This window comes from Acinetobacter lwoffii (assembly GCF_024129115.1).
Lineage (GTDB): Bacteria > Pseudomonadota > Gammaproteobacteria > Pseudomonadales > Moraxellaceae > Acinetobacter > Acinetobacter lwoffii_T.
Map to the genome: position 1 here is coordinate 1 of NZ_JAMXXO010000020.1, position 20819 is coordinate 20819.

Consider the following 20819-nt stretch of genomic DNA (forward strand, 5'->3'; position numbering starts at 1 on the left):
CAACACCTCGTCAGTGCCAGAAGCTGGACTTCGATAAACTCAACAACTCCGCCATTCTGCTTCGTTCGTTTCCGTCTATCTCGTCGGTATGTGCTCATTATAGGGCAATTTCTTACACGTGCAAGCGCTTTTAACGCACAGGAATCACGAGTGTTTTATTTTTATGCACCAAATTGGTTCAATTCCATACAATTCATTACATAAGTACATATTTTTAAAACAGAAATATAAATTAAATATTTCTGCTTTATTCTATGCCTAGTTTTTCACGACTGGTGCTTTAATCGTCACACTGGTGATTTTTACAGGGTTCACCGGCACATTTTGATGCATTCCATAGTTTCGGGTCGGTACTTTAGCAATCTGATCGACGATATCCATACCTTTAGTGACCTTACCAAATACCGCATAGCCGGCATTTCTAGCAGAACGATCCAGGAAATCATTATCGACCAGGTTCACAAAGAATTGTGCTCGGGCAGAATCCGGCTGATTGGTACGCGCCATGGCTAAAGTACCGCGTTTATTTTGCAGACCATTCGATGATTCATTTTTAATGGGTGCTTGAGTATTGGCTTTTTCTTGCATGTTCACATCAAAGCCACCACCCTGCACCATAAAGCCTGGAATGACGCGGTGAAAAATCGTGTCCTTATAGAAGTTGCTCTTTACATAGCTTTCGAAGTTCTTTGCCGAGATTGGAGCTTTGTCATTGAAGAGTTCAATTTCAATATTTCCAGATGAAGTCTTCATCTCAATAATCGTATTTGCAGCGAAGCTTGGTAGACTGACCGCAGCAAGTGCGATGACACATAATGATTTCTTTAACATTTATTAACTCATCTACTTAGAAGTAATGGTTGTGAATGACTATATATTAATCTTTTATAACTCATAATGCAGTGACCTGCCGACTAAAGACAAGAGAATAAGAATGAAGCATGCATTATTACAGGAGCAAAATATCCACCAGTTTCCACCTTGGCATTTGCAGGGTGAGGGTTTTATTCTGAATTATTGGCTGACCCCAAGCTTTATTGAGCAAGCGAAACAGTTCCGTATTGCGCCTTCTCCGCTGGGTCGTATGGTCCAAGTCTTATTGGTGCGTTATCACACTTCGCCGATTGGCCCTTATGAAGAGTTACTGATTCTGGATCATCCTTTAATTAGTAAACGGCGCCTCAGCTCGATTCCTAAAATTTATGTGTCTACCCATGAGTCTGTGGTACACGGTCAGCATTTATGGGGCATTCCCAAAGAACATGCGCAATTTGAATGGCAGGAAAAGGATCAGGAAGTACTGTGTCAGATTCAACACCAGAACCAGCATATGACGATTCGGCTGAAGAAAACCAAATCTGCACGCCAGTTCTATATTAATAGTCATCATATTCCAGCGTCTATGTTGAAAATCCAGCAAGCCTGGAAAGGCCAGCGTTTTCAGTTTAGTCCACAGTTTCGCGGTCACCTCTCCAAACTCTCGCAAGTAGAATGGCAAGATGCCGAGAATATATTTCCAGACTTTTCCAAAGCCAAATTGCTGCAAAGCTTTTATGTCCCCAAATTCAATCTGATCTTTCCTGAAGCGCAGATCAGCAGCAAAGTATAAGAACTGATAAAAACCTATCTATAAAAAAAGGTGTTTCATGAGAAACACCTTTTTGCATTTATGCTTTCGATTTAACTATTTTTGTCCCAGAATTTGCGGAAGTTCTTGCTGATCTCAATCACATATTTTTTGGCACGGCGGGAGATCGGGGTCAGGTTGATAAAACCATGGGCCTGATCGGTATATTCATCATAATGAACAGCTACACCATTCTGACGCAACTTGTGTGCATAGATTGAACCCTCATCATGCAGGACATCATGACGTGCTGTAATCACATAACTTGGCGGCAAGTTTTGCAATTCACCATAGGTCGGTGAAATCAGCGGATCATCCAGTTCAATCTGATGGGTTTGGGCATACATTAAGGTCACCAGATCAATATCCTGCTCTGAAAGTACCAGTCCATCTTTATAGGCATAGAAAGAAGGATGGCGGCTTTTAAAGTCGACCGCCGGATAAAGCAAAAGCTGCGCTCGTGCAGCATAAGATTTGCCTGCACTGCGCTGTGCCACGACAGTAGCCAGATTTCCACCCGCACTGTCCCCTGCCACGGCAATCCGGTTTTTATAGACTTTTAGCTGCTTGCTATGCTGATGTGCCCACGCCAAGGCATCTTCACAGACTTGTACCATCTGCAAGGGGCTAAATTCTGGCGTCAGCGGATAAGCTACGCTTAGCACCTGTACTTTGGCATGTACTGCCAGCAAGCGACAGAATTCATCATGGCTGTCCAGACCGCCCACCATAAATGCACCGCCATGATAAAAAATCACCATCGGCAACTTCTTTTGTGGAGCTGGATGATAATGCCGGGCAAAGATGCTGCCACTCTGTAGAGGAAGGCGGAGCTCTTCAACAAATTTGACCGCGGTCGGTCTAGCCCGGATGGCTTTCATACGTGCATCAAACAATGTGCGCGAATGAGCCAGATCCTCACTAATAAAACTGCTATGCCCCTGTTTTATCTGGATGGCCATCAGGCATTTAACCAATGGATCTAAATCAGGATAAACATGAGGATAATCCAGAGCCTTGACCAATGCTTCCTGTGCAATGCCAGGTAAGCGGTCCAGCATACGCGCTGCCGTCCCTTGTCCCTTTTCCATCACACTTTTCAGAACCGGAGGATTCACAGTCATTATTTTTAGTCCTTATTCTCTTAATTCTTCATAGTTTCTACACGATTAGTGTTTCAGTGACCATATTCTTATATAAGTCTTAATATCAATGTACATATAGCTTCTACTCGATACGTTACCCTCATTTATAAAAGATATCATTGACCGTTTAAAGGTTATTTTTGACGTACTTTTGCGAGCTTAAGTATATTTTTTATTACAAATCGGGAGGATGCCTATGGCTAGAAAAATTATAGCTCTGTCTTTGGCGACTGCATTTTTAGCTGTAGGCTGCGTCGCATTTCCTGAAGATGGTGGCTATTATGACGGCCGCTATGATCAGCGTTATGACCGTCGCTATGAACTGGACCGGCATTATGAACAAGATCGTCGCTATGAGCGGCAACGCTGGGAATATGAACAGCAACACAAACGTATTGAACTCGATCGACGTAAACAGGAATTACAACGTCGCAATTGGGAGCAGGATCGTAAAAGAAAGTTAGAGCTTGATCGACGTAAAAGCCAACTGGAACGGCAGCGCCATGAACAGCAACGTAAAAATATCATGACGCAACGGCAAAAACAGGCAGAAGCAGAACGCAAGCGTCGTCAGGATCTGGAGCGTAAACGTGCAACAGATCAGCGCAGTAAAAAAGTCCAGCAAAATCGTTCTAATCAACGCTGGAATGACAACCGACGCCATCAGGAACAACGTTCACGGGATCGTCGTGACTAAGACTTGAATCACCCTCTCTATTAAAAGCCCAGACTGGGCTTTTTTAATGAAAAAGGTAGCTGCCAGATAGACAAAGACCCTAAAGAAAATTTCTTTAGGGCCTTTGCAGAGGGTTATGTTAAACGAACTTCCACTTCGCTTATGCTTCTCAGCAATTCAACCAGAACATCCTGTTCTCTACACAAATTATCCTATCGAATCAACTTGCTCTCATGAAGCGGACATTCACTATCCAAGCTGTAAGTTTTATCTTACAAACCGCTAAAATAGAGACGACTGATTCCAACAAATTCAAAAAAGGTAAATTCTGGACAAAAAAAGGCTTATCTAGAGAACAGGATAAGCCACGAAAACACATTTCAAAATAAGAAGAAACTACAGCGATAGAATCTGGAATAAATATTAATCAAAAGTTCATCTATTGTGAAAGACTTTATTGCTTAGATATTAATCGTTTTTATGTCTAATAAATAAACAGGCAAAAAAAAGCTGAGTTTTGGGGATACTCAGCTTGAAAAAAGCAATTCTAAAATAGGGCAACAGCAACCCGGTTCGGCTCTCTCCTCTGAACAAGGTCGCTGTTAATAGAAGTATGATGCAATTTTTTTACCAATACTTAAAACGGATTAAAATTATTAATTTGATTCAAAAATACGATTATTCATTTTTTATGTTTATATTCAAATACTTAATTCTTAGATTTAGTCGCGAATTGAATCTATTCAGTTCAAAATTCGGATTCATCGCTGCTGATGTCCGTGTATTTTATTCTCATCCTATCCTGCTGTTGTGTTCTGAATAGCTTGTTCTGCTATCCGCTGGATTCAGTATTTTGTATAAATCTTAAATTTAATCTGGGTCGACGCTTGAATTTTTACACCCTGCCCCGATTTCTTTAGGTAATCAAGAACTTCACAACCATGGCAGTTCAGCATAAACGCAGTGAACACTGAGGCCTAAGGACTGTACATGTTTAAGAACCCATTTAAACGGAGTAAATCAATGGCGACTGAGCAAAACGAGCAAGCTCAACAACTTGAGCAAGAGCAAGCGGAACAAGATACAGCGCAAACTCAAGCTGAAACCGAGCAGGCTGAAGTTTCCGTTGAGTCTTTACAAGAGCAGATTGCGCAGCTTGAAGGTGATTTAAAGTTAGAAAAAGCCCGTACCGCCAATGCAGTCTATGAAGCACAAAAAAGTGTTGAACGTATTCAGCGTGAATCTGAAAAGCATAAAGATACGGTTCTGGAAAAGTTCTCTAAAGAGCTTCTAGAAACAGTCGACAATCTGGAGCGTGCCATTGTGGCTGCAGGTGAAGAGCAAACACCATTGCGTGAAGGCGTTGAACTGACCCTTAAATCGTTATTGCATACCTTGGAGAAATTCGGGGTTGTGGCAGTAGACACCAACAACGGTTTCAATGCTGACCTGCACCAGGCAGTCGGGATTGATCCAAATGCCAAAGCCAATGAAATTGGGACTGTTTTGCAAAAGGGCTACACGCTCAACAGTCGCTTATTGCGTCCTGCTATGGTGATGGTCGGCGCTTAAGCCAAATAATTTCGGGAGTTTGTGAAATTTTTCAAAAAATTTACTTGAAAAAAATCGAACGGCTCTCATATCGGATAACAAGTGTAAATCACAAAAAAATTTTAGAGGAAACATCCAAATGGCTAAAATCATTGGTATTGACTTAGGTACTACAAACTCATGTGTTGCAGTACTTGAAGGCGACAAAGTTAAAGTAATCGAAAACGCTGAAGGCGCACGTACCACTCCATCTATTATTGCCTATAAAGATGGCGAAATTCTGGTAGGTCAATCTGCAAAGCGTCAAGCAGTAACAAATCCGAAAAACACATTGTTCGCGATCAAACGTTTGATCGGTCGTCGTTATGAAGACCAAGCGGTACAAAAAGATATCGGTTTAGTTCCTTACAAAATCATCAAAGCAGACAACGGTGATGCTTGGGTTGATGTCAACGACAAAAAATTGGCGCCACAACAGGTTTCTGCTGAAATCTTGAAAAAGATGAAGAAAACTGCTGAAGATTACCTGGGCGAAACCGTAACTGAAGCTGTTATTACTGTTCCTGCTTACTTCAACGATGCACAACGTCAAGCAACTAAAGATGCAGGTAAAATTGCAGGTTTAGAAGTTAAACGTATCATCAACGAGCCAACTGCTGCGGCACTTGCGTTCGGTATGGACAAGAAAGAAGGCGACCGTAAAATCGCGGTTTACGACTTGGGTGGTGGTACTTTCGACGTTTCAATCATTGAAATTGCTGACCTTGATGGTGACCAGCAAATCGAAGTATTGTCGACTAACGGTGATACGTTCCTAGGTGGTGAAGACTTCGATAACGCGTTAATCGAGTTCCTGGTTGAAGAGTTCAAGAAAGAACAAAACTTTAACCTGAAACAAGATCCACTGGCGTTACAGCGTTTAAAAGAAGCTGCGGAGAAAGCGAAAATCGAGCTTTCTTCTTCAAATGCAACTGAAATCAACCTTCCATACATCACTGCTGATGCGACTGGTCCTAAACACTTAGTGATCAACGTAACACGTGCAAAACTTGAAGGTCTGGTTGCTGACCTGGTTGCGCGTACCATTGAACCTTGCCGTATTGCGCTTAAAGATGCAGGTCTTTCTACTTCTGACATCTCTGACGTGATCCTGGTAGGTGGTCAGTCTCGTATGCCAATGGTTCAACAAAAGGTTCAAGAGTTCTTCGGTAAAGAGCCACGTAAAGACGTAAACCCTGATGAAGCAGTCGCAATGGGTGCTGCGATTCAAGGTGCGGTACTTTCAGGTGACAAAACTGACGTACTTCTACTTGACGTAACTCCGTTGACACTTGGTATTGAAACCATGGGCGGCGTGTTGACTGCAATCATCGAGAAAAACACCACGATTCCTGCGAAGAAATCTCAAGTGTTCTCAACCGCTGCGGACAACCAGCCTGCTGTAGACATTTCAGTTTACCAAGGTGAACGTAAAATGGCGCAGCAAAACAAATTGTTGGGTAACTTCCAGTTAGGCGACATCCCACCTGCGCCACGTGGTGTGCCACAAATTGAAGTATCTTTCGACATCAATGCTGATGGTATCTTGAAAGTATCTGCGAAAGACAAGAGCACTGGTAAAGAGCAATCGATCCAGATTAAAGCAAACTCAGGTTTGTCTGATGCTGAAATCGAAGCAATGATCAAAGATGCTGAAGCGAATGCTGAAGAAGACCGTAAATTTGAAGAGCTTGCAAAAGCACGCAACGAAGCGGATGCTTTAGTTGCTTCTTCACAAAAAGCAGTGAAAGATCTTGGTGAACAAGTAACAGCTGACGAAAAAACTGCTGTTGAAACGGCGGTTTCTGAGCTTGAAGCTGCAACTAAAGAAAATGACGTTGAAGAAATCAAAGCGAAAACTGAAGCGCTGCAAAATATCATCATGCCAATTACACAACGTGCATATGAAGCTGCTCAAGGCCAAGGTGGTGCGCAAGGTTTTGACCCGAATGCATTCCAAGGCGGCGAAGGTCAATCTCAAAAAGCGGACGACGGCGTTGTAGATGCTGAGTTCACTGAAGTGAAAGATGACAAAAAATAATTTGTCGCTTTAACTGAAAAAACCGCGCGAAAGCGCGGTTTTTTTATGTCTCGACTTAAAAGAATAAAATAAAAATTACTAAAATTTGATCGTATTTTCAGGAAAAGCTGTTTAAGTTAAATCCAACATTAAAATACCCTGAACCCATGAAAATTCTAATTTTGCTGCCTTTACTTAGTTGCTTGGGCCTGACAGCGTGTAGCCTGCCCGTTTCATCTCTCCTATCTCAAAGCACTTCGACTCAATCGACTCAAGCCATTGCCCAATTATTTGATCAGGCGCAAAGCGCGGGTGTTCTAGTGATTCAGCGTGGTCAACAGATACAGGTTTATGGTAATGATTTAAGCCGTGCAGATACCGAATATGTTCCCGCCTCTACTTTTAAAATGCTCAATGCCCTGATTGGCCTGCAACATGGCAAAGCCACAACCAATGAAATTTTTAAATGGGATGGCAAGAAACGCAGTTTTGCAGCCTGGGAAAAAGACATGACTCTCGGCGAAGCCATGCAAGCTTCTGCTGTACCCGTGTATCAGGAACTGGCACGTCGCATTGGCCTTGAATTGATGCAACAGGAAGTACAACGCATCCAATTTGGTAATCAGCAGATTGGTCAACAGGTCGATAACTTCTGGTTGGTAGGCCCTTTGAAAGTTACTCCAAAACAGGAAGTCCAATTTGTTTCTGCGTTGGCCCGAGAGCAACTGGCCTTTGATCCTCAAGTCCAGCAACAAGTCAAAGCCATGTTATTTTTACAGGAGCGGAAAGCTTATCGACTATATGTCAAATCCGGTTGGGGCATGGATGTGGAACCGCAAGTCGGCTGGCTCACCGGCTGGGTTGAAACACCGCAAGCCGAGATCGTGGCATTTTCACTGAATATGCAGATGCGAAATGGTATGGATCCGGCGATCCGCCTTGAAATTTTGCAGCAGGCTTTGGCCGAATTAGGGCTTTATCCAAAAGCTGAAGGATGATGCAAATAAGCATGGGAAAGGCATTAAAATTAAGCTATATTTTTAAAAAATAGACATTTAAATAAAAAATATGCGTCTTCTGCTCTGTCTGCTCGTAGTGGGATTGATCATGTCTGCCTATCTACATATGCAGGCCCAAACCCATCCTCAACTGCGCTATAACTCGCTGGCTGATCGCTTGACGCATCCTTTCGATACACGCTTACGTTTCCGAATTGATCAGGTCGATTCAGGCTTTGGACTAAGTAAAGATCAAGTCATTCAACTGAGCAAGGAAGCGATCGAAATCTGGCATCAGGGAAGCAATCGTGATGATTTGATGGTCTATGATGAAAATGCCAGGCTGAGTATTCACCTGATCTATGATCAACGCCAGCAAGACTATGATGCCTTGAAGAAAGTCGAAAAACAGTTGCTGGCAGATGACGCCAAGTATCAACGTCAGGTCAAAAATCTGGAAGCATCCCATCAGCATCTGGAAAGTCAGCAGCAACGCCTGATCCAGCAAAGAGATCAGATGAATAGTGAATTTCAGGCCTTACAGCAACGACGCCGTCAGCCAAATTTATCTGCTTATGAACATGAGCAGATTGAATATGAGGTTTTGGCTTTACAGCGCAAATCGGAAAGTTTTCAACGGGAACTTCAGTACCTTCAGGAACAGCAAAGTTCCTTTAATATGAATGTTTCCATGCATCAACATGGTCTGCAAAACCATCAGCAGAATATCATTCAAGCCCAACAGCGTTTCCCTGCCCGCGAATTTCATAAAGGCGTGTTTATGGGTGATCAAATTCATGTCTATCAGTTTGATGCAGAAGATGATCTCCGTCTGACTCTGGCACATGAACTCGGACATGCCTTGGGGCTGTATCACCATAATGACCCGGAAGCACTGATGTATCCGGTGCTGGGTAAACAGAATCTGCAACACTTCCAGCTGCGACCTGCAGACAAGACCTTGCTTTATAACCGTTAAGTGATCAGCTTGAATTCCCTAATTAATTTAAGTGTATAAGTATTATAAAAAACACTCTATTCTGATTTCATGTTATTGTGATTGGCTACATTGTTCAGGCCATCTTTGGAGATTCGTGTGAGTTACTACCATATTTTAATTGAAGTAAATGACCACATTAGTACGATTGATGAAACCCGTGATATCGAAATCTTTGATATCGAGGACATCCAACCCTATCTTCATTCGATTTTGCTGCCTTATTTCAATGAACAACTGATTGAACTCGACGATGAAAATCTGGAATATAAAGATATTCTGCATCTGGAAATCAAACAGACTTTATTGCCGATCAATGACCTGATCGAAGAAGAACAGCGTCTGTTGCCAAGCGATACCGACATTACCATTAGCGCCTATGAAATTTTCAATAACCGCGAGTTGAGTCAGGATGTTACTACTGTAATCTTTGATCTGCTTGAAGCGGTAAAACTGGATAGCTAAACTTTCCTCCAGATATAAAAAAGTCCTCATTGAGAGGACTTTTTTTGTGCATGGATTTAGATCGAGAATGAAGATCCACAACCACAGGTCGTGGTCGCATTCGGGTTTTGTACCACGAAACGTGAACCTTCCAGACCTTCTAAATAATCTACAACTGAACCGACCAGATATTGATAACTCAATGAATCGACTAAGACTTTAACATCACCATTGGCAAATTCTGCATCATCTTCATTCTGGCTTTCCGCAAAGTTAAAGCCATAAGAGAAACCTGAACAGCCGCCACCGGTCACATAGACACGGAGCATTAAGTCTTGGTTACCTTCACTGTCACGCAACTGGCGTACTTTATTTGCGGCATTGTCGGTGAGCACAAGCGCTTGGGCATTCATGGCGGATTCCTCTGTTGAATGGAATGTCTTTAAAAAGAAAAGACCATATTTAAGTATAGCACACTCAATATATGGTCAGTCTCTACAGATTAAAAGTCAAATCAGAGTAATTTTATCAGGATTATTTGTAGTTCTCATCCTGTAAGGCACATTCAAAGTTTGTCGGATTCTGTTTACAACGAAATTGCCACAGCAATTTCATCATACGTTTGTCATAAACGCCGCGTTTAGTCAGGTCAATTCGGGAATCCCGCATCATTTTTTGATAACCCGGTTTATCTGCCGCAGGAATATCCATCCAGTATTTTGATGGAATATCTGATTTCATTTTCCCCAAAATACCAAAGGCACGCGGTAACTGGCTCTTGACCCATTCACGTGATTTTTGTCCATATCCGGCCGGGAATTTATCGGGACGGATAATAATATTACCGGTAACCTGCAATACCGGATAATTCACAATAGCACCTTTACTACCTAACCCCTTATGTAATTCTAAAGGCTTAAATGCCGCAGCTGGTGCACCGATAATATCCACCTGACCATTGTTAAACATACTGGCAAAATTGCTAATTTCGGCACTCACTGCTTGTGCACCGACCTGCTGTACCATGATTTTTTGTGCTTCGTCATGGCTTAGTACCGCAATTTTCTTGCCTGCTGCTTTGGCAACGGTATTGATACTGCGGTCATTCACTAACAGAAAAGCATCACCTACCGGAATCACTCCAACAATTTCATATTTACCTTGCAACATTTGTTTGGCGAAGGTGGGACTGGCCAAGCCCTGCATGACTTTAACCGCCAGATTCAGATCGGTAATAGCCCCGATTGCATCCAGAGAACCGGTAAACTTGTTAAATTGACGGCCACGCATTCCAGTCACACTAATGCCGTCACACTTCCCGGCTTTAAAATCTTCTGCGACCACTGCTTCATTGGTATTGACCCGCAGTTCGACATCTGCACCCCAGTTTTTGGCCGCCAACTGATAGTCTTTCATCACACTATAGACATCACCGTTTTTACCGACCAGATCAAATACGCAAATCACCTGTTTGGCTTGGGCCAGACCTGAAACAGCCAGTGTCGCCGTAGCCAATGCCAGTGCTTTCCATCCTCTATGCATCATCCTCATTTCCTTATTGCTTGTTTTTGTTATTGCAGTTTTAATTACATGTGATTATTTTTTATATAAAACATGCGAATTTAATATTTAGATCAAGCTTAAGCTATTTTATTCGCTGCACAATGGCAGATCTGACCTGGTTCGGCCATAAAAAAAGCTTAGATCAATCTAAGCTTTTTTCTTTAAAAATCAAATTATTCACCAGAAAGTGAACATTCAAAGTTGGCTTTATCGACAGAACAGCGTGCACGTTTTAAGACCGACATCATGCTGGCATCATAGATTCCGCGTTTGGTCATCTCCATCCGGCCATCACGTAACATTTTCTGATACTTGGTTTTATCTTCAGCGCTCAGATTCATTTTATATTTCGACGGAATACCCGCTTCCAGACGGCTGATCATCCCCATGCTCTTTGGCAGGTTTTTGATAAACCAGTCACGCGATTTTTGTCCAAAACCTGCGGGGAATTTTTCCGGACGAATCACAAAATCAGAGGTGACATGCAGTACCGGGAAATTAAACATTGCGCCGTTATTACCCAGACCTTTATAGATTTCTAATGGCTTGTAGGCATAAGCAGGTGCACCGACCATATCCACCTGACCATTGTTAAATTTGGCGACAAAGTTAGAAACATCGGAGATCACTGCCTGCGCACCGACGCGCTGTACCATGATTTTCTGGGCATCGTCATAGCCGAGTACGGCGAATTTCTTCCCTGCGGCTTTTTCAATCGAATTGATATTCTTGTCACGAACAAAAATAAATGCCGAACCCAGCGGGGAAATACCGGCAATTTCGTATTTTTTGCCGCCCATATTACTGACCATTTTCGCTGCATTACGTTTGTCCAGAGCAAAACTGATCGCACGCTGGGCAATGGCATTACTTGGTGCACCGCCCAGTGCATCAATAGAACCGGCAAATTTATTGTATTGACGGGCACGCATGGCGGTCATAAACACACCATCACATTTACCGGCCTTGAAGTCATTGTCGGCAACCGCTTCATCCTGACGGGCAATCAGATTGATTTCTGCGCCCCAGCCTTTTGCAGCCAGTGCCCATTCTTGCGCCATCTGGAAAGACTCACCGGATTTACCCAGTAAGTCAAACACACAGATATCGACTTTTTCTGCATGCGCCGCACTTGCAAAACCAAATGCAGAGAATGCAGCCAATGATAAGAGTGTTTTTTTCATTGTAGTTATCCTTTGAAATCTTGTTATTCGCTGAGTGTCCGTACACGGGACAAATATTAAGCAAGTTTAATTAAAAAAAATAGAGCATTTACTCCATTTAAAACCGGCATTTTGGCCTATAAAGATAAATCAGCAATAGTTGCCTAAGTTATTTTTAAATATATATTTAAATATCAATATCTTAATATTTAAAACTGCTTTCTTATAATTACATTTACCCAGATATAGTTACAAAGATATACATGATTTCAGATTTATTCGCCACCAATCGAACATTCAAAATTAGTTCGTTCAACTGTACAACGCGCGCGTTTCAATACGTTCATCATGCCCTGATCATAAATTCCCTGCCGGGTTAAATCGATCCGCCCATCACGCAGAATCTTTTGGTAGGCCACACGATCTTCACGGCTTAGATTCAGAATATATTTGCTTGGAATCTCAGCTTCCATGCGCTTGACCATGGCAAAGCTGCGCGGTAACTGTTTCACAAACCAGTTTCGGGATTGTGCGGCAAAGCTTGCCGGAAACTTTTCCTGACGAATAATCAGATCAGCAGTGACATTAATCACCGGAAAATTAATCATTGCGCCTTGACGGCCTAGTCCTTTCTGTAATTCCAGCGGTTTAAATGCATAAGCCGGTGCAGCGACAATATCCACTTCGCCCTGATTAAACTTGCGAATAAAATTGGAAATTTCCGACATGACCGGTACTGCTTCAATCCGGTCGACCATGATTTTTTGCGCATAGTCATAATGCAGCACGGCAAATTTCTTGCCTTTGACCTGTTCCAGTTTATTTAGAGTACGATCACGAACAAAAATATAGGCTGGGCCAATCTGACCAATACCCGCCACTTCGAATTTTTCTTTGCCAATCTGGGTGATCAGGCGTTTGCTATTGCGTTTATCCAGTACATAGCTGATGGCTTTCATGGCAATGTCATTATTCGGCACGCCGCCAATTGCATCAATCGATCCAGCAAATTTGTTATAAGCCCGGGCACGCATTGAGGTCATATAGAAGGCATCACATTTTCCGGCTTTGACGTCCTGATCGACCTTGGCTTCATCCTGATAAGCGCTTAGCTGAATTTCGGCACCCCAGCCTTTTGCTGCCAGCGCCCATTCCTCCAGCAGTTTGTAAGACTCACCAGATTTCCCCAGTAAATCAAAAACACAGACATTCACTCTGGCTTGAGTTGAAGTCGACACCAAAATGCCCAGTGCCGATAAAATTAAACATCCCTTTTTCATTTTTATTTGACTCTATGATATTTTTTGCTCCATCAGCCTGAACTATAAACCACTGTTCATGCATAAAATAGAGCTTTTACTCAACTTATGCGTCCACCCTAGATCAATTGACAGAGGTGAAAAGCACACTCATTTCAGCAAAAACGGTAAGATTTTTCATTTTCACAGGGCTTTCCTTTAGAATAGGCGCATCTTATTTCTTAGCTTTGATTTCTCAATGATTCAGTTAGACCAGTTATCTATACGTCGCGGTGGACGTGTTTTATTTCAAAAAGCGTCGATGCAGTTACACCCAGGATGGAAAATTGGCCTAACCGGTGTCAATGGTGCTGGAAAATCTACCCTGTTTTCAGCCTTGCTGGGCGGCATGGAATCGGACACCGGTTCACTGACCCGACCTGCGGTATGGACCGTGGCGCATATGGCTCAGGAAATCAAAGCACTGAATATGAAAGCGATTGATTTCGTATTGTCGGGCGATGAAGAATACTGGGATATTCAGCAGAAACTCGATCAGCCGGATCAACTGGATGATGCAGAACTGGCTCATTTATATGGCCGTTTTGATGAAATTTCCGGTTATTCAGCTCCTGCCAAAGCCTCACAGCTGATGGCCGGTCTGGGCTTCTTTGAACATCAATCACAACTAGATGTTTCAAGTTTTTCCGGTGGCTGGCGTATGCGTTTAAACTTGGCGCGTACCCTGATGAGCCGCTCGGACTTACTGCTCCTCGATGAACCAACCAACCATCTGGACTTGGATGCGATTCTCTGGCTAGAAGACTGGCTGAAAGCCTATGAAGGCACCTTGGTGCTGATTTCGCATGACCGGGACTTCCTCGATGCGATTACCGACCATATTTTACATATCGAAAATCAGGAACTCATTTTATATACTGGTAACTATTCGACTTTCGAGCGTACCCGTAGTGAACGTCTGGCGCAGCAGCAACAGGCGTATGAAAAGCAGCTGGAAACCCGCGCGCATCTGCAAAAATATATTGACCGTTTTAAAGCACAAGCGACCAAAGCCAAACAGGCACAGAGCCGGATCAAACAGCTGGAACGTATGCAGGAACTATCTGCTGCCCATGTCGATACACCATTTACTTTCAGTTTCCGCGAACCGACCAAAATGAGTTCGCCGTTATTGCAACTGGAACATGCCGATATTGGTTATGGCGACAAGCTGATTGTTACCAATGTAAATTTACAGATCACGCCCAACAGCCGGATCGGGTTACTCGGGATGAATGGTGCAGGTAAATCCACGCTGATTAAATCGCTGGTCGGTGACCTGAAACTGATTCAGGGCCTGCGTAAAGATTCAGAGCTACTGAATATTGGTTATTTTGCCCAGCATCAGATGGATGCACTGGATGGTAATGCCAGTCCGATGTTACAGCTGGCACGTATTGCCGATAAAAAAATCAGTGAAGCCAGCCTGCGTTCTTTCTTGGGTAGTTTCGGTTTTAGTGGCGAACGTATGGATACGCCGAGTGAAAGTTTTTCGGGTGGTGAACGTGCACGTTTGGCCCTAGCGCTGATTGTTTGGCAGCGTCCGAATGTACTGATTCTGGATGAGCCGACCAACCATTTAGACCTCGATATGCGTCATGCACTGACCATGGCCTTGCAAGATTTCCAAGGCGCGGTGGTTCTGGTTTCGCATGAACGTCAGCTCATCGCCAGTGTCTGTGACGAACTGCTACTGGTACATAATGGTCAATGCCGAGAATTTGACGGCGATCTCACCGCCTATGCTGACTGGTTACGCCAAGCCCGTATTGAAATGATCAAAAATGGACAGAAGCCAGCAGAACCGGTGAAATCCCAAGTCGAAGTCAAACCCACCATTTCCAAACTGGACAAGGAAGCACAACGTAAGGAAGCTGCTCGCCAGCGGGAACTAAGTCGTCCGATTCGCAAGAATATTGAAAAATGCGAAGCACAGATGGCCAAACTGCAGCCACGACTGGCTGAAATTGAAAGCTTGCTGGGTGACAGTGCTTTATACGAAGCATCACGTAAAAATGATTTGCTGAAACTGATGAATGAGCAAACCGAGCTCAAAGCCAAACTGGAAACAGCCGAAGAGCAAATGCTGGAACTGATGATGGAACTGGAAAGTCTGGAACAGTCGTTTTAAACCTGTTTTAGTAAGTTTCAGGATAAGAGATGAATGACCCACGTTGTTCATCTCTTTTTTTATTCACTATTTTTAATGCTTTCTCTTCGATTTCTACCCCTGTATTTTTTCACCTATTCCTAAATCGTTTTTTAATTCTCCTCTCTACTGCCTATTCGACACATTTTGTAGTGAATTACGCAAGTGCCATATAAGTTTATTTTTTAAACATTCGTGTAGCGTTTTTCATACATTAATTTACAGCGTACTGTTTCATCCTAAGGCTCTAATACAAGTGTTAATTAATTTTTGGCAGCCTTGCTACGAGTCTGTTTAATGTTGAACTAGAGAGAGGAAATCCGCATGCGTGCTCTTACCTATCATGGTGCTCGAGATGTACGAGTTGAATCCGTTCCAGATCCAGTGATTCAGGAACCAGATGACGTTATTTTAAGGGTGACAGCCACCGCCATCTGTGGCTCAGATCTGCATTTATACCGGGGGAAAATTCCGGCCACTGAAGACGGTGATATTTTCGGCCATGAATTTATGGGAATTGTAGAAGAAGTCGGCCCAGAAGTAACCGAAGTCAAAAAAGGTGACCGGGTGATTATTCCCTTTGTGATTGCATGCGGTCACTGTTTTTTCTGTGAACATGAACTGATGGCTGCCTGTGAAAATACCAATAGCGGTCGTGGTGCGATCCTGAATAAAAAACAGATTCCACCCGGCGCAGCTTTATTTGGCTTTAGCCATCTGTATGGTGGTATACCAGGTGGTCAGGCCGAATATGTGCGGATTCCCAAGGGCAATGTCGGACCATTTAAAGTGCCGGGTTCCCTGCCTGATGAAAAAGTATTATTCCTGACCGATATTCTGCCAACTGCGTGGCAAGCAGTGAATAATGCCCAAGTCGGTCGAGGTTCCAGTGTGGCGATTTATGGTGCTGGCCCGGTCGGTCTGCTGGCTGCTGCCTGCGCGCGGATGCTCGGTGCCGAGCAGATCTTTATGGTCGATCACCACCCTTACCGTTTGCGTTTCGCGCATCAAACCTATGGGGTAATTCCCGTCAATTTTGATGAAGTCGATGCCGCTGAATTTATCATTCAAAATACCACGGGTTATCGTGGAGTCGATGCCGTCATTGATGCGGTCGGTTTTGAAGCCAAAGGTAGCATGCTGGAAACCGTAATGACCAACCTGAAATTAGAAGGTTCGAGTGGTTCAGCGCTAAGACAATGTATTGCAGCGGTCCGTCGCGGCGGTGTGGTGAGTGTACCTGGAGTTTATGCCGGTCCAATTCATGGCTTCCTGTTTGGTGATGCCTTTGACAAAGGTTTGACCTTTAAAATGGGACAAACCCATGTGCATAATTACTTGCCGCAGTTGCTAGAACATATTGAAAATGGAGATCTGTCTCCAGATCTGATTATTACCCATCGCATGAAACTGGAAGATGCTGCGGAAGGTTACCGTATTTTTGATAAAAAGGAAGAAGACTGTCGTAAAGTCATTCTAACACCATAAATATGATTAAAAAAAAGCGCCGTCAGGCGCTTTTTTATTTTTCATCGTCATTTTATCAATCCTCTTTTTCTTGTTCCTAATCAATATCATTTCAGCGATTCCCTCCCTCTTTTCTATCGAGTAATAAAAGAAATGCCCGATTTTCAATAATGAAATCAAGAAATAACTCAAAAATGAGAAATAAAAAAGTTAAGCAAAAATCGATAAAAGTATGATTTTAAATAAAAATGAAAGTTCACTTGATTATTAAATCAATTATGTAGTTTAGCTACATCTTGAGTTTTTAGTTAACAATATGTTCCACGGTAATGATTAGAGAAACTACACTATATTTACAAGTATTTAATTTATAATAATTTTTTATTTTAAAACCAATCCAAGGAGTAGTCTGGTCATACTAGCAATATATCGCCAAATCTAGCTTTAAATTTAAAATGCTATTTTAAATTTAAAAACACTTATCCACAAGATAATCGATTTCAAATTTGAATTTAAAATAAAGAATTAATACGTGGATTAAAGCTTGCGGAAAAATACTATCTTATTCACATAAAAATTATGGATAACTTTAGAGTTATCCACATCTCTGATCAGGCTTTCTAGATGCTTGAAGTAATATTATTCACGTATTATTTAGCGTATTAGACCAAGTTTCTTATAAGCTATTGAAAATTTAAAATTTAGTTTTAGCAGCTTTTTATTTATTTTTGAGATATTGGATCTTCTGAATAGGCGATTTATTATTTTTTAGTCGAATCCACCTAAAGTATTCGATCTGTTTTTATTACACGCATCTTTAAATACCACTTTGACTGATCCAGTTTTCACCTAGTGTCGTTAACTGCATGCAAACTTCTCATCGTATAAAGAACTTCTTTCTACCTCACTTTCCTATTCAAAAATTATTTTAGAAGTTCTGATGCAGATCATTTTTATAACGATAGATTCACTCCAGATTTCAGGTATTCTCCCGAGTTGGTAATCTCTATACATAAACCCTTTCTTAGAGTCGATTTGGCTTACTCAACTTGGCTTTTTAAAACCTAAATGAACCCGTTCCATATCTAAAAATCGGTCCAAAATTACTTTATTTTGCCTAGCTCACAGGATATGAGTAAAAAAATTGGTCTAAAAAAAGCGCCTCGAAAGGCGCTTTTTTATATCTGATTTTATCCTGAAGGGTTATGCATCAATATCTGCATTCAAGGCATTTTCTTCAATGAAAGCACGACGTGGTTCTACGTCATCGCCCATCAAGCAAGAGAACATACGATCCGCTTCAATCGCATCGGTAACTGTCACTTGCAGCATGTTACGGTTGTCTGGATCCATGGTGGTTTCCCACAACTGTTCCGCATTCATCTCGCCCAGACCTTTATAGCGCTGGATCATCATGCCACGACGTGAGTCCTGCAAGATATGTTGCCAAACCTGATGGAAATTGCTGACCTGAATCTTGCGATCGCCTTTTTGCAAATATGCACCATCTTCAAGCAGACTAAACCAGCTCTTTGAATTCTTTAATAAACGTGCATATTCACTTGAACCTAACAGTACTGAGTCTAACAGGTAGCTATGTGGCAAGTTATGTACATAGATCGTGATACGTGGCAACCAGCTTGCAGTTTTTTGACCATCTGCCAGTTCTTTTTCAAAACGCTCCAGGGTTAATTCTGGACGTAATGTTGGCTGAATGGCTTCAATCGCTGCACGCAGATTCTCACCCCATGTTTCCACATAGGTTTTGTCTTCCAGCTGATCCAGCTTAAAACCTTCCAGTGAAAGTAGTGCATCAAGCAGACTCGCAGGATAACGCTGGGTCAAACGTGCCAAGCTCTTCTGGGAAGTCTGATAATCAGCAATCACATTCGCCAGTGCTTCACCACGAATCGCAGGCGCTTCTGCACTGATATGCAGTTCCAGCTCATCAATCGCATTCGAAATTAGGTAAGTTTCCAGTGCATCATTGTCCTTGATGTACTGTTCCTGCTTGCCTTTTTTCAGCTTGTACAGTGGTGGCTGGGCAATATAGATATGACCACGTTCCACAAGTTCTGGCATTTGACGGAAGAAGAAGGTCAACAGCAGCGTACGAATATGCGAACCATCGACGTCAGCATCGGTCATGATGATGATTTTATGATAACGCAGTTTGTCCGGATTATATTCCTCACGACCAATACCACAGCCGAGTGCGGTAATCAGCGTACCAACTTCAGCAGAGGAAATCATGCGGTCAAAACGGGCACGTTCCACGTTCAGGATCTTACCTTTCAGCGGTAAAATCGCCTGCATTTTACGGTTACGACCTTGCTTGGCTGAACCACCTGCAGAATCACCCTCGACCAGGTACAGTTCAGACAAAGCTGGATCTTTTTCCTGACAATCGGCCAGTTTACCTGGAAGACCGGCAATATCCAGCGCACTCTTACGACGTGTCATTTCGCGTGCTTTACGCGCTGCATCACGCGCACGTGCTGCATCAATGATCTTGCCAGCAATCGCTTTGGCTGCTTGTGGATTTTCCAATAAATATTCAGAAAATGCCTTGTTCATGGCCTGTTCAACAGCCGTTTTCACTTCACTCGACACCAGTTTTTCTTTGGTCTGTGAAGAGAATTTTGGATCAGGTACTTTGACTGACACGATGGCAGTCAGGCCTTCACGCGCATCATCACCCGATACCGCAACTTTTTCCTTTTTCAGGATATTTTCGCTGTCCATGTAGTTGTTTAAACCACGGGTCAACGCAGCACGGAAACCGGCCAAATGCGTACCACCATCCTTTTGCGGGATGTTGTTGGTAAAGCAACGTACATTTTCCTGATAAGAATCATTCCACTGTAATGCAACTTCTACCGTAATGCCGTTGTCAGCCTGCGCAGCAGTAAAATGAAAAATATCATTCAGGTGAGTTTTGCCTTCGTTAATATATTTAACGAACTCAGACAGACCACCTTCATAATCAAAGACATGCTCAGCATTAATGCGTTCGTCACGCAGCACAATACGTACACCCGCGTTCAGGAACGACAGTTCACGCAAACGACGCGCCAAAATATCAACATTAAAAATGGTCTGACTGAACGTCTCGGCACTTGGCCAGAAACGGACACGAGTACCGGTTCTATCGGTATCGCCCACTACTTTTAATGGATATTGAGAATCGCCATGACGGTATTCTTGTTCATGAATTTTACCGGCACGGTGAATGGTCAATTCGAGTTTTTCAGACAGCGCATTCACCACTGAAACACCGACACCATGCAGACCGCCAGACACTTTATAACTGTTGTCGTCGAACTTACCACCGGCATGCAGAATGGTTAAAATCACCTCTGCTGCAGACACACCTTCTTCAGGGTGAATGTCAGTCGGAATACCACGACCATTATCAGAAACTGAAACCGATTCATCTTCATGGATGGTGACTATAATTTCATCACAGTGGCCCGCCAAGGCTTCGTCAATCGAGTTGTCGACTACTTCGAACACCATGTGGTGCAGGCCTGTACCATCGTCTGTGTCACCAATGTACATGCCCGGACGCTTACGTACTGCGTCTAAACCACGTAATACCTTGATGCTAGAGGAATCATAAGCCTTTTCAATGGTTTGTTCTGTTTGAGAAGCAGCTTGATCTTCTGAACTCATGGTTTCT

General features: G+C 42.9%; 16 protein-coding genes. 9 read left to right on the top strand and 7 right to left on the bottom strand.

Annotated elements, in window-relative coordinates:
* Positions 1–258: 258 nt before the first annotated feature.
* On the bottom strand, positions 259–831 hold the full coding sequence (locus NI470_RS12900; protein WP_004647112.1) for a peptidylprolyl isomerase A: 573 nt from the start codon (positions 829–831) through the stop codon (positions 259–261).
* Between the two features lie 103 nt (positions 832–934).
* On the opposite strand from NI470_RS12900, the gene NI470_RS12905 reads away from it, so the two are divergent.
* Complete coding sequence (locus NI470_RS12905) at positions 935–1609, top strand: acetoacetate decarboxylase family protein (RefSeq protein ID WP_004647113.1); 675 nt, start codon at positions 935–937, stop codon at positions 1607–1609.
* Between the two features lie 71 nt (positions 1610–1680).
* On the opposite strand, the gene NI470_RS12910 is transcribed toward NI470_RS12905, so the two are convergent.
* Complete coding sequence (locus tag NI470_RS12910; RefSeq protein WP_004647114.1) at positions 1681–2751, bottom strand: alpha/beta hydrolase; 1071 nt, start codon at positions 2749–2751, stop codon at positions 1681–1683.
* A gap of 217 nt (positions 2752–2968) precedes the next feature.
* Here NI470_RS12910 and NI470_RS12915 point away from each other — a divergent pair, with 217 nt between their 5' ends.
* The 6 genes from NI470_RS12915 (at position 2969) to NI470_RS12940 (ending at position 9518) form a co-directional block, all read left to right on the top strand.
* Positions 2969–3469 (top strand): hypothetical protein, encoded by a 501-nt coding sequence (locus NI470_RS12915; RefSeq protein WP_004647115.1) that lies wholly within the window; start codon positions 2969–2971, stop codon positions 3467–3469.
* A 1002-nt stretch (positions 3470–4471) separates the two neighbouring features.
* Positions 4472–5020 (top strand): nucleotide exchange factor GrpE, encoded by a 549-nt coding sequence (gene grpE, locus NI470_RS12920; RefSeq protein WP_004647116.1) that lies wholly within the window; start codon positions 4472–4474, stop codon positions 5018–5020.
* Positions 5021–5138: 118 nt separating this feature from the next.
* On the top strand, positions 5139–7079 hold the full coding sequence (gene dnaK, locus NI470_RS12925; protein ID WP_004647118.1) for a molecular chaperone DnaK: 1941 nt from the start codon (positions 5139–5141) through the stop codon (positions 7077–7079).
* 146 nt (positions 7080–7225) lie between these two features.
* On the top strand, positions 7226–8056 hold the full coding sequence (locus tag NI470_RS12930) for an OXA-134 family carbapenem-hydrolyzing class D beta-lactamase OXA-283 (protein ID WP_004647119.1): 831 nt from the start codon (positions 7226–7228) through the stop codon (positions 8054–8056).
* Positions 8057–8126: 70 nt separating this feature from the next.
* Entirely contained in the window at positions 8127–9035 is a 909-nt protein-coding gene (locus NI470_RS12935; protein ID WP_005094835.1) for a matrixin family metalloprotease, read from the top strand.
* A 105-nt stretch (positions 9036–9140) separates the two neighbouring features.
* On the top strand, positions 9141–9518 hold the full coding sequence (locus NI470_RS12940) for a hypothetical protein (RefSeq protein ID WP_016806936.1): 378 nt from the start codon (positions 9141–9143) through the stop codon (positions 9516–9518).
* 56 nt (positions 9519–9574) lie between these two features.
* Here NI470_RS12940 and erpA read toward each other — a convergent pair whose 3' ends face one another.
* The 4 genes from erpA to NI470_RS12960 form a co-directional block, all read right to left on the bottom strand.
* Positions 9575–9910, bottom strand: a complete 336-nt coding sequence (gene erpA / locus NI470_RS12945; protein WP_004281944.1) for an iron-sulfur cluster insertion protein ErpA — start codon at positions 9908–9910, stop codon at positions 9575–9577.
* 121 nt (positions 9911–10031) lie between these two features.
* Positions 10032–11039, bottom strand: a complete 1008-nt coding sequence (locus NI470_RS12950) for a putative solute-binding protein (RefSeq protein ID WP_253148621.1) — start codon at positions 11037–11039, stop codon at positions 10032–10034.
* 194 nt (positions 11040–11233) lie between these two features.
* Entirely contained in the window at positions 11234–12244 is a 1011-nt protein-coding gene (locus tag NI470_RS12955; RefSeq protein WP_005173526.1) for a putative solute-binding protein, read from the bottom strand.
* A gap of 254 nt (positions 12245–12498) precedes the next feature.
* Entirely contained in the window at positions 12499–13503 is a 1005-nt protein-coding gene (locus NI470_RS12960; protein WP_213686622.1) for a putative solute-binding protein, read from the bottom strand.
* Positions 13504–13720: 217 nt separating this feature from the next.
* On the opposite strand from NI470_RS12960, the gene NI470_RS12965 reads away from it, so the two are divergent.
* Positions 13721–15652 (top strand): ATP-binding cassette domain-containing protein, encoded by a 1932-nt coding sequence (locus NI470_RS12965; protein ID WP_180039049.1) that lies wholly within the window; start codon positions 13721–13723, stop codon positions 15650–15652.
* Between the two features lie 342 nt (positions 15653–15994).
* Positions 15995–17158 carry a zinc-dependent alcohol dehydrogenase gene (locus tag NI470_RS12970; RefSeq protein ID WP_004728975.1) on the top strand — a complete coding sequence of 388 codons (1164 nt, stop codon included), beginning with the start codon at positions 15995–15997 and terminating at the stop codon, positions 17156–17158.
* 1182 nt (positions 17159–18340) lie between these two features.
* On the opposite strand, the gene gyrB is transcribed toward NI470_RS12970, so the two are convergent.
* Positions 18341–20812 (bottom strand): DNA topoisomerase (ATP-hydrolyzing) subunit B, encoded by a 2472-nt coding sequence (gene gyrB / locus NI470_RS12975; protein ID WP_148335201.1) that lies wholly within the window; start codon positions 20810–20812, stop codon positions 18341–18343.
* Between the last annotated feature and the right edge of the window lie 7 nt (positions 20813–20819).

Coding starts and splice junctions, on each gene's coding strand:
- NI470_RS12900 (WP_004647112.1), bottom strand. CDS start 831: ATGTTAAAGAAATCATTATGTGTCATCGCACTTGCTGCGGTCAGTCTA.
- NI470_RS12905 (WP_004647113.1), top strand. CDS start 935: ATGAAGCATGCATTATTACAGGAGCAAAATATCCACCAGTTTCCACCT.
- NI470_RS12910 (WP_004647114.1), bottom strand. CDS start 2,751: ATGACTGTGAATCCTCCGGTTCTGAAAAGTGTGATGGAAAAGGGACAA.
- NI470_RS12915 (WP_004647115.1), top strand. CDS start 2,969: ATGGCTAGAAAAATTATAGCTCTGTCTTTGGCGACTGCATTTTTAGCT.
- grpE (WP_004647116.1), top strand. CDS start 4,472: ATGGCGACTGAGCAAAACGAGCAAGCTCAACAACTTGAGCAAGAGCAA.
- dnaK (WP_004647118.1), top strand. CDS start 5,139: ATGGCTAAAATCATTGGTATTGACTTAGGTACTACAAACTCATGTGTT.
- NI470_RS12930 (WP_004647119.1), top strand. CDS start 7,226: ATGAAAATTCTAATTTTGCTGCCTTTACTTAGTTGCTTGGGCCTGACA.
- NI470_RS12935 (WP_005094835.1), top strand. CDS start 8,127: ATGCGTCTTCTGCTCTGTCTGCTCGTAGTGGGATTGATCATGTCTGCC.
- erpA (WP_004281944.1), bottom strand. CDS start 9,910: ATGAATGCCCAAGCGCTTGTGCTCACCGACAATGCCGCAAATAAAGTA.
- NI470_RS12950 (WP_253148621.1), bottom strand. CDS start 11,039: ATGCATAGAGGATGGAAAGCACTGGCATTGGCTACGGCGACACTGGCT.
- NI470_RS12955 (WP_005173526.1), bottom strand. CDS start 12,244: ATGAAAAAAACACTCTTATCATTGGCTGCATTCTCTGCATTTGGTTTT.
- NI470_RS12960 (WP_213686622.1), bottom strand. CDS start 13,503: ATGAAAAAGGGATGTTTAATTTTATCGGCACTGGGCATTTTGGTGTCG.
- NI470_RS12965 (WP_180039049.1), top strand. CDS start 13,721: ATGATTCAGTTAGACCAGTTATCTATACGTCGCGGTGGACGTGTTTTA.
- NI470_RS12970 (WP_004728975.1), top strand. CDS start 15,995: ATGCGTGCTCTTACCTATCATGGTGCTCGAGATGTACGAGTTGAATCC.
- gyrB (WP_148335201.1), bottom strand. CDS start 20,812: ATGAGTTCAGAAGATCAAGCTGCTTCTCAAACAGAACAAACCATTGAA.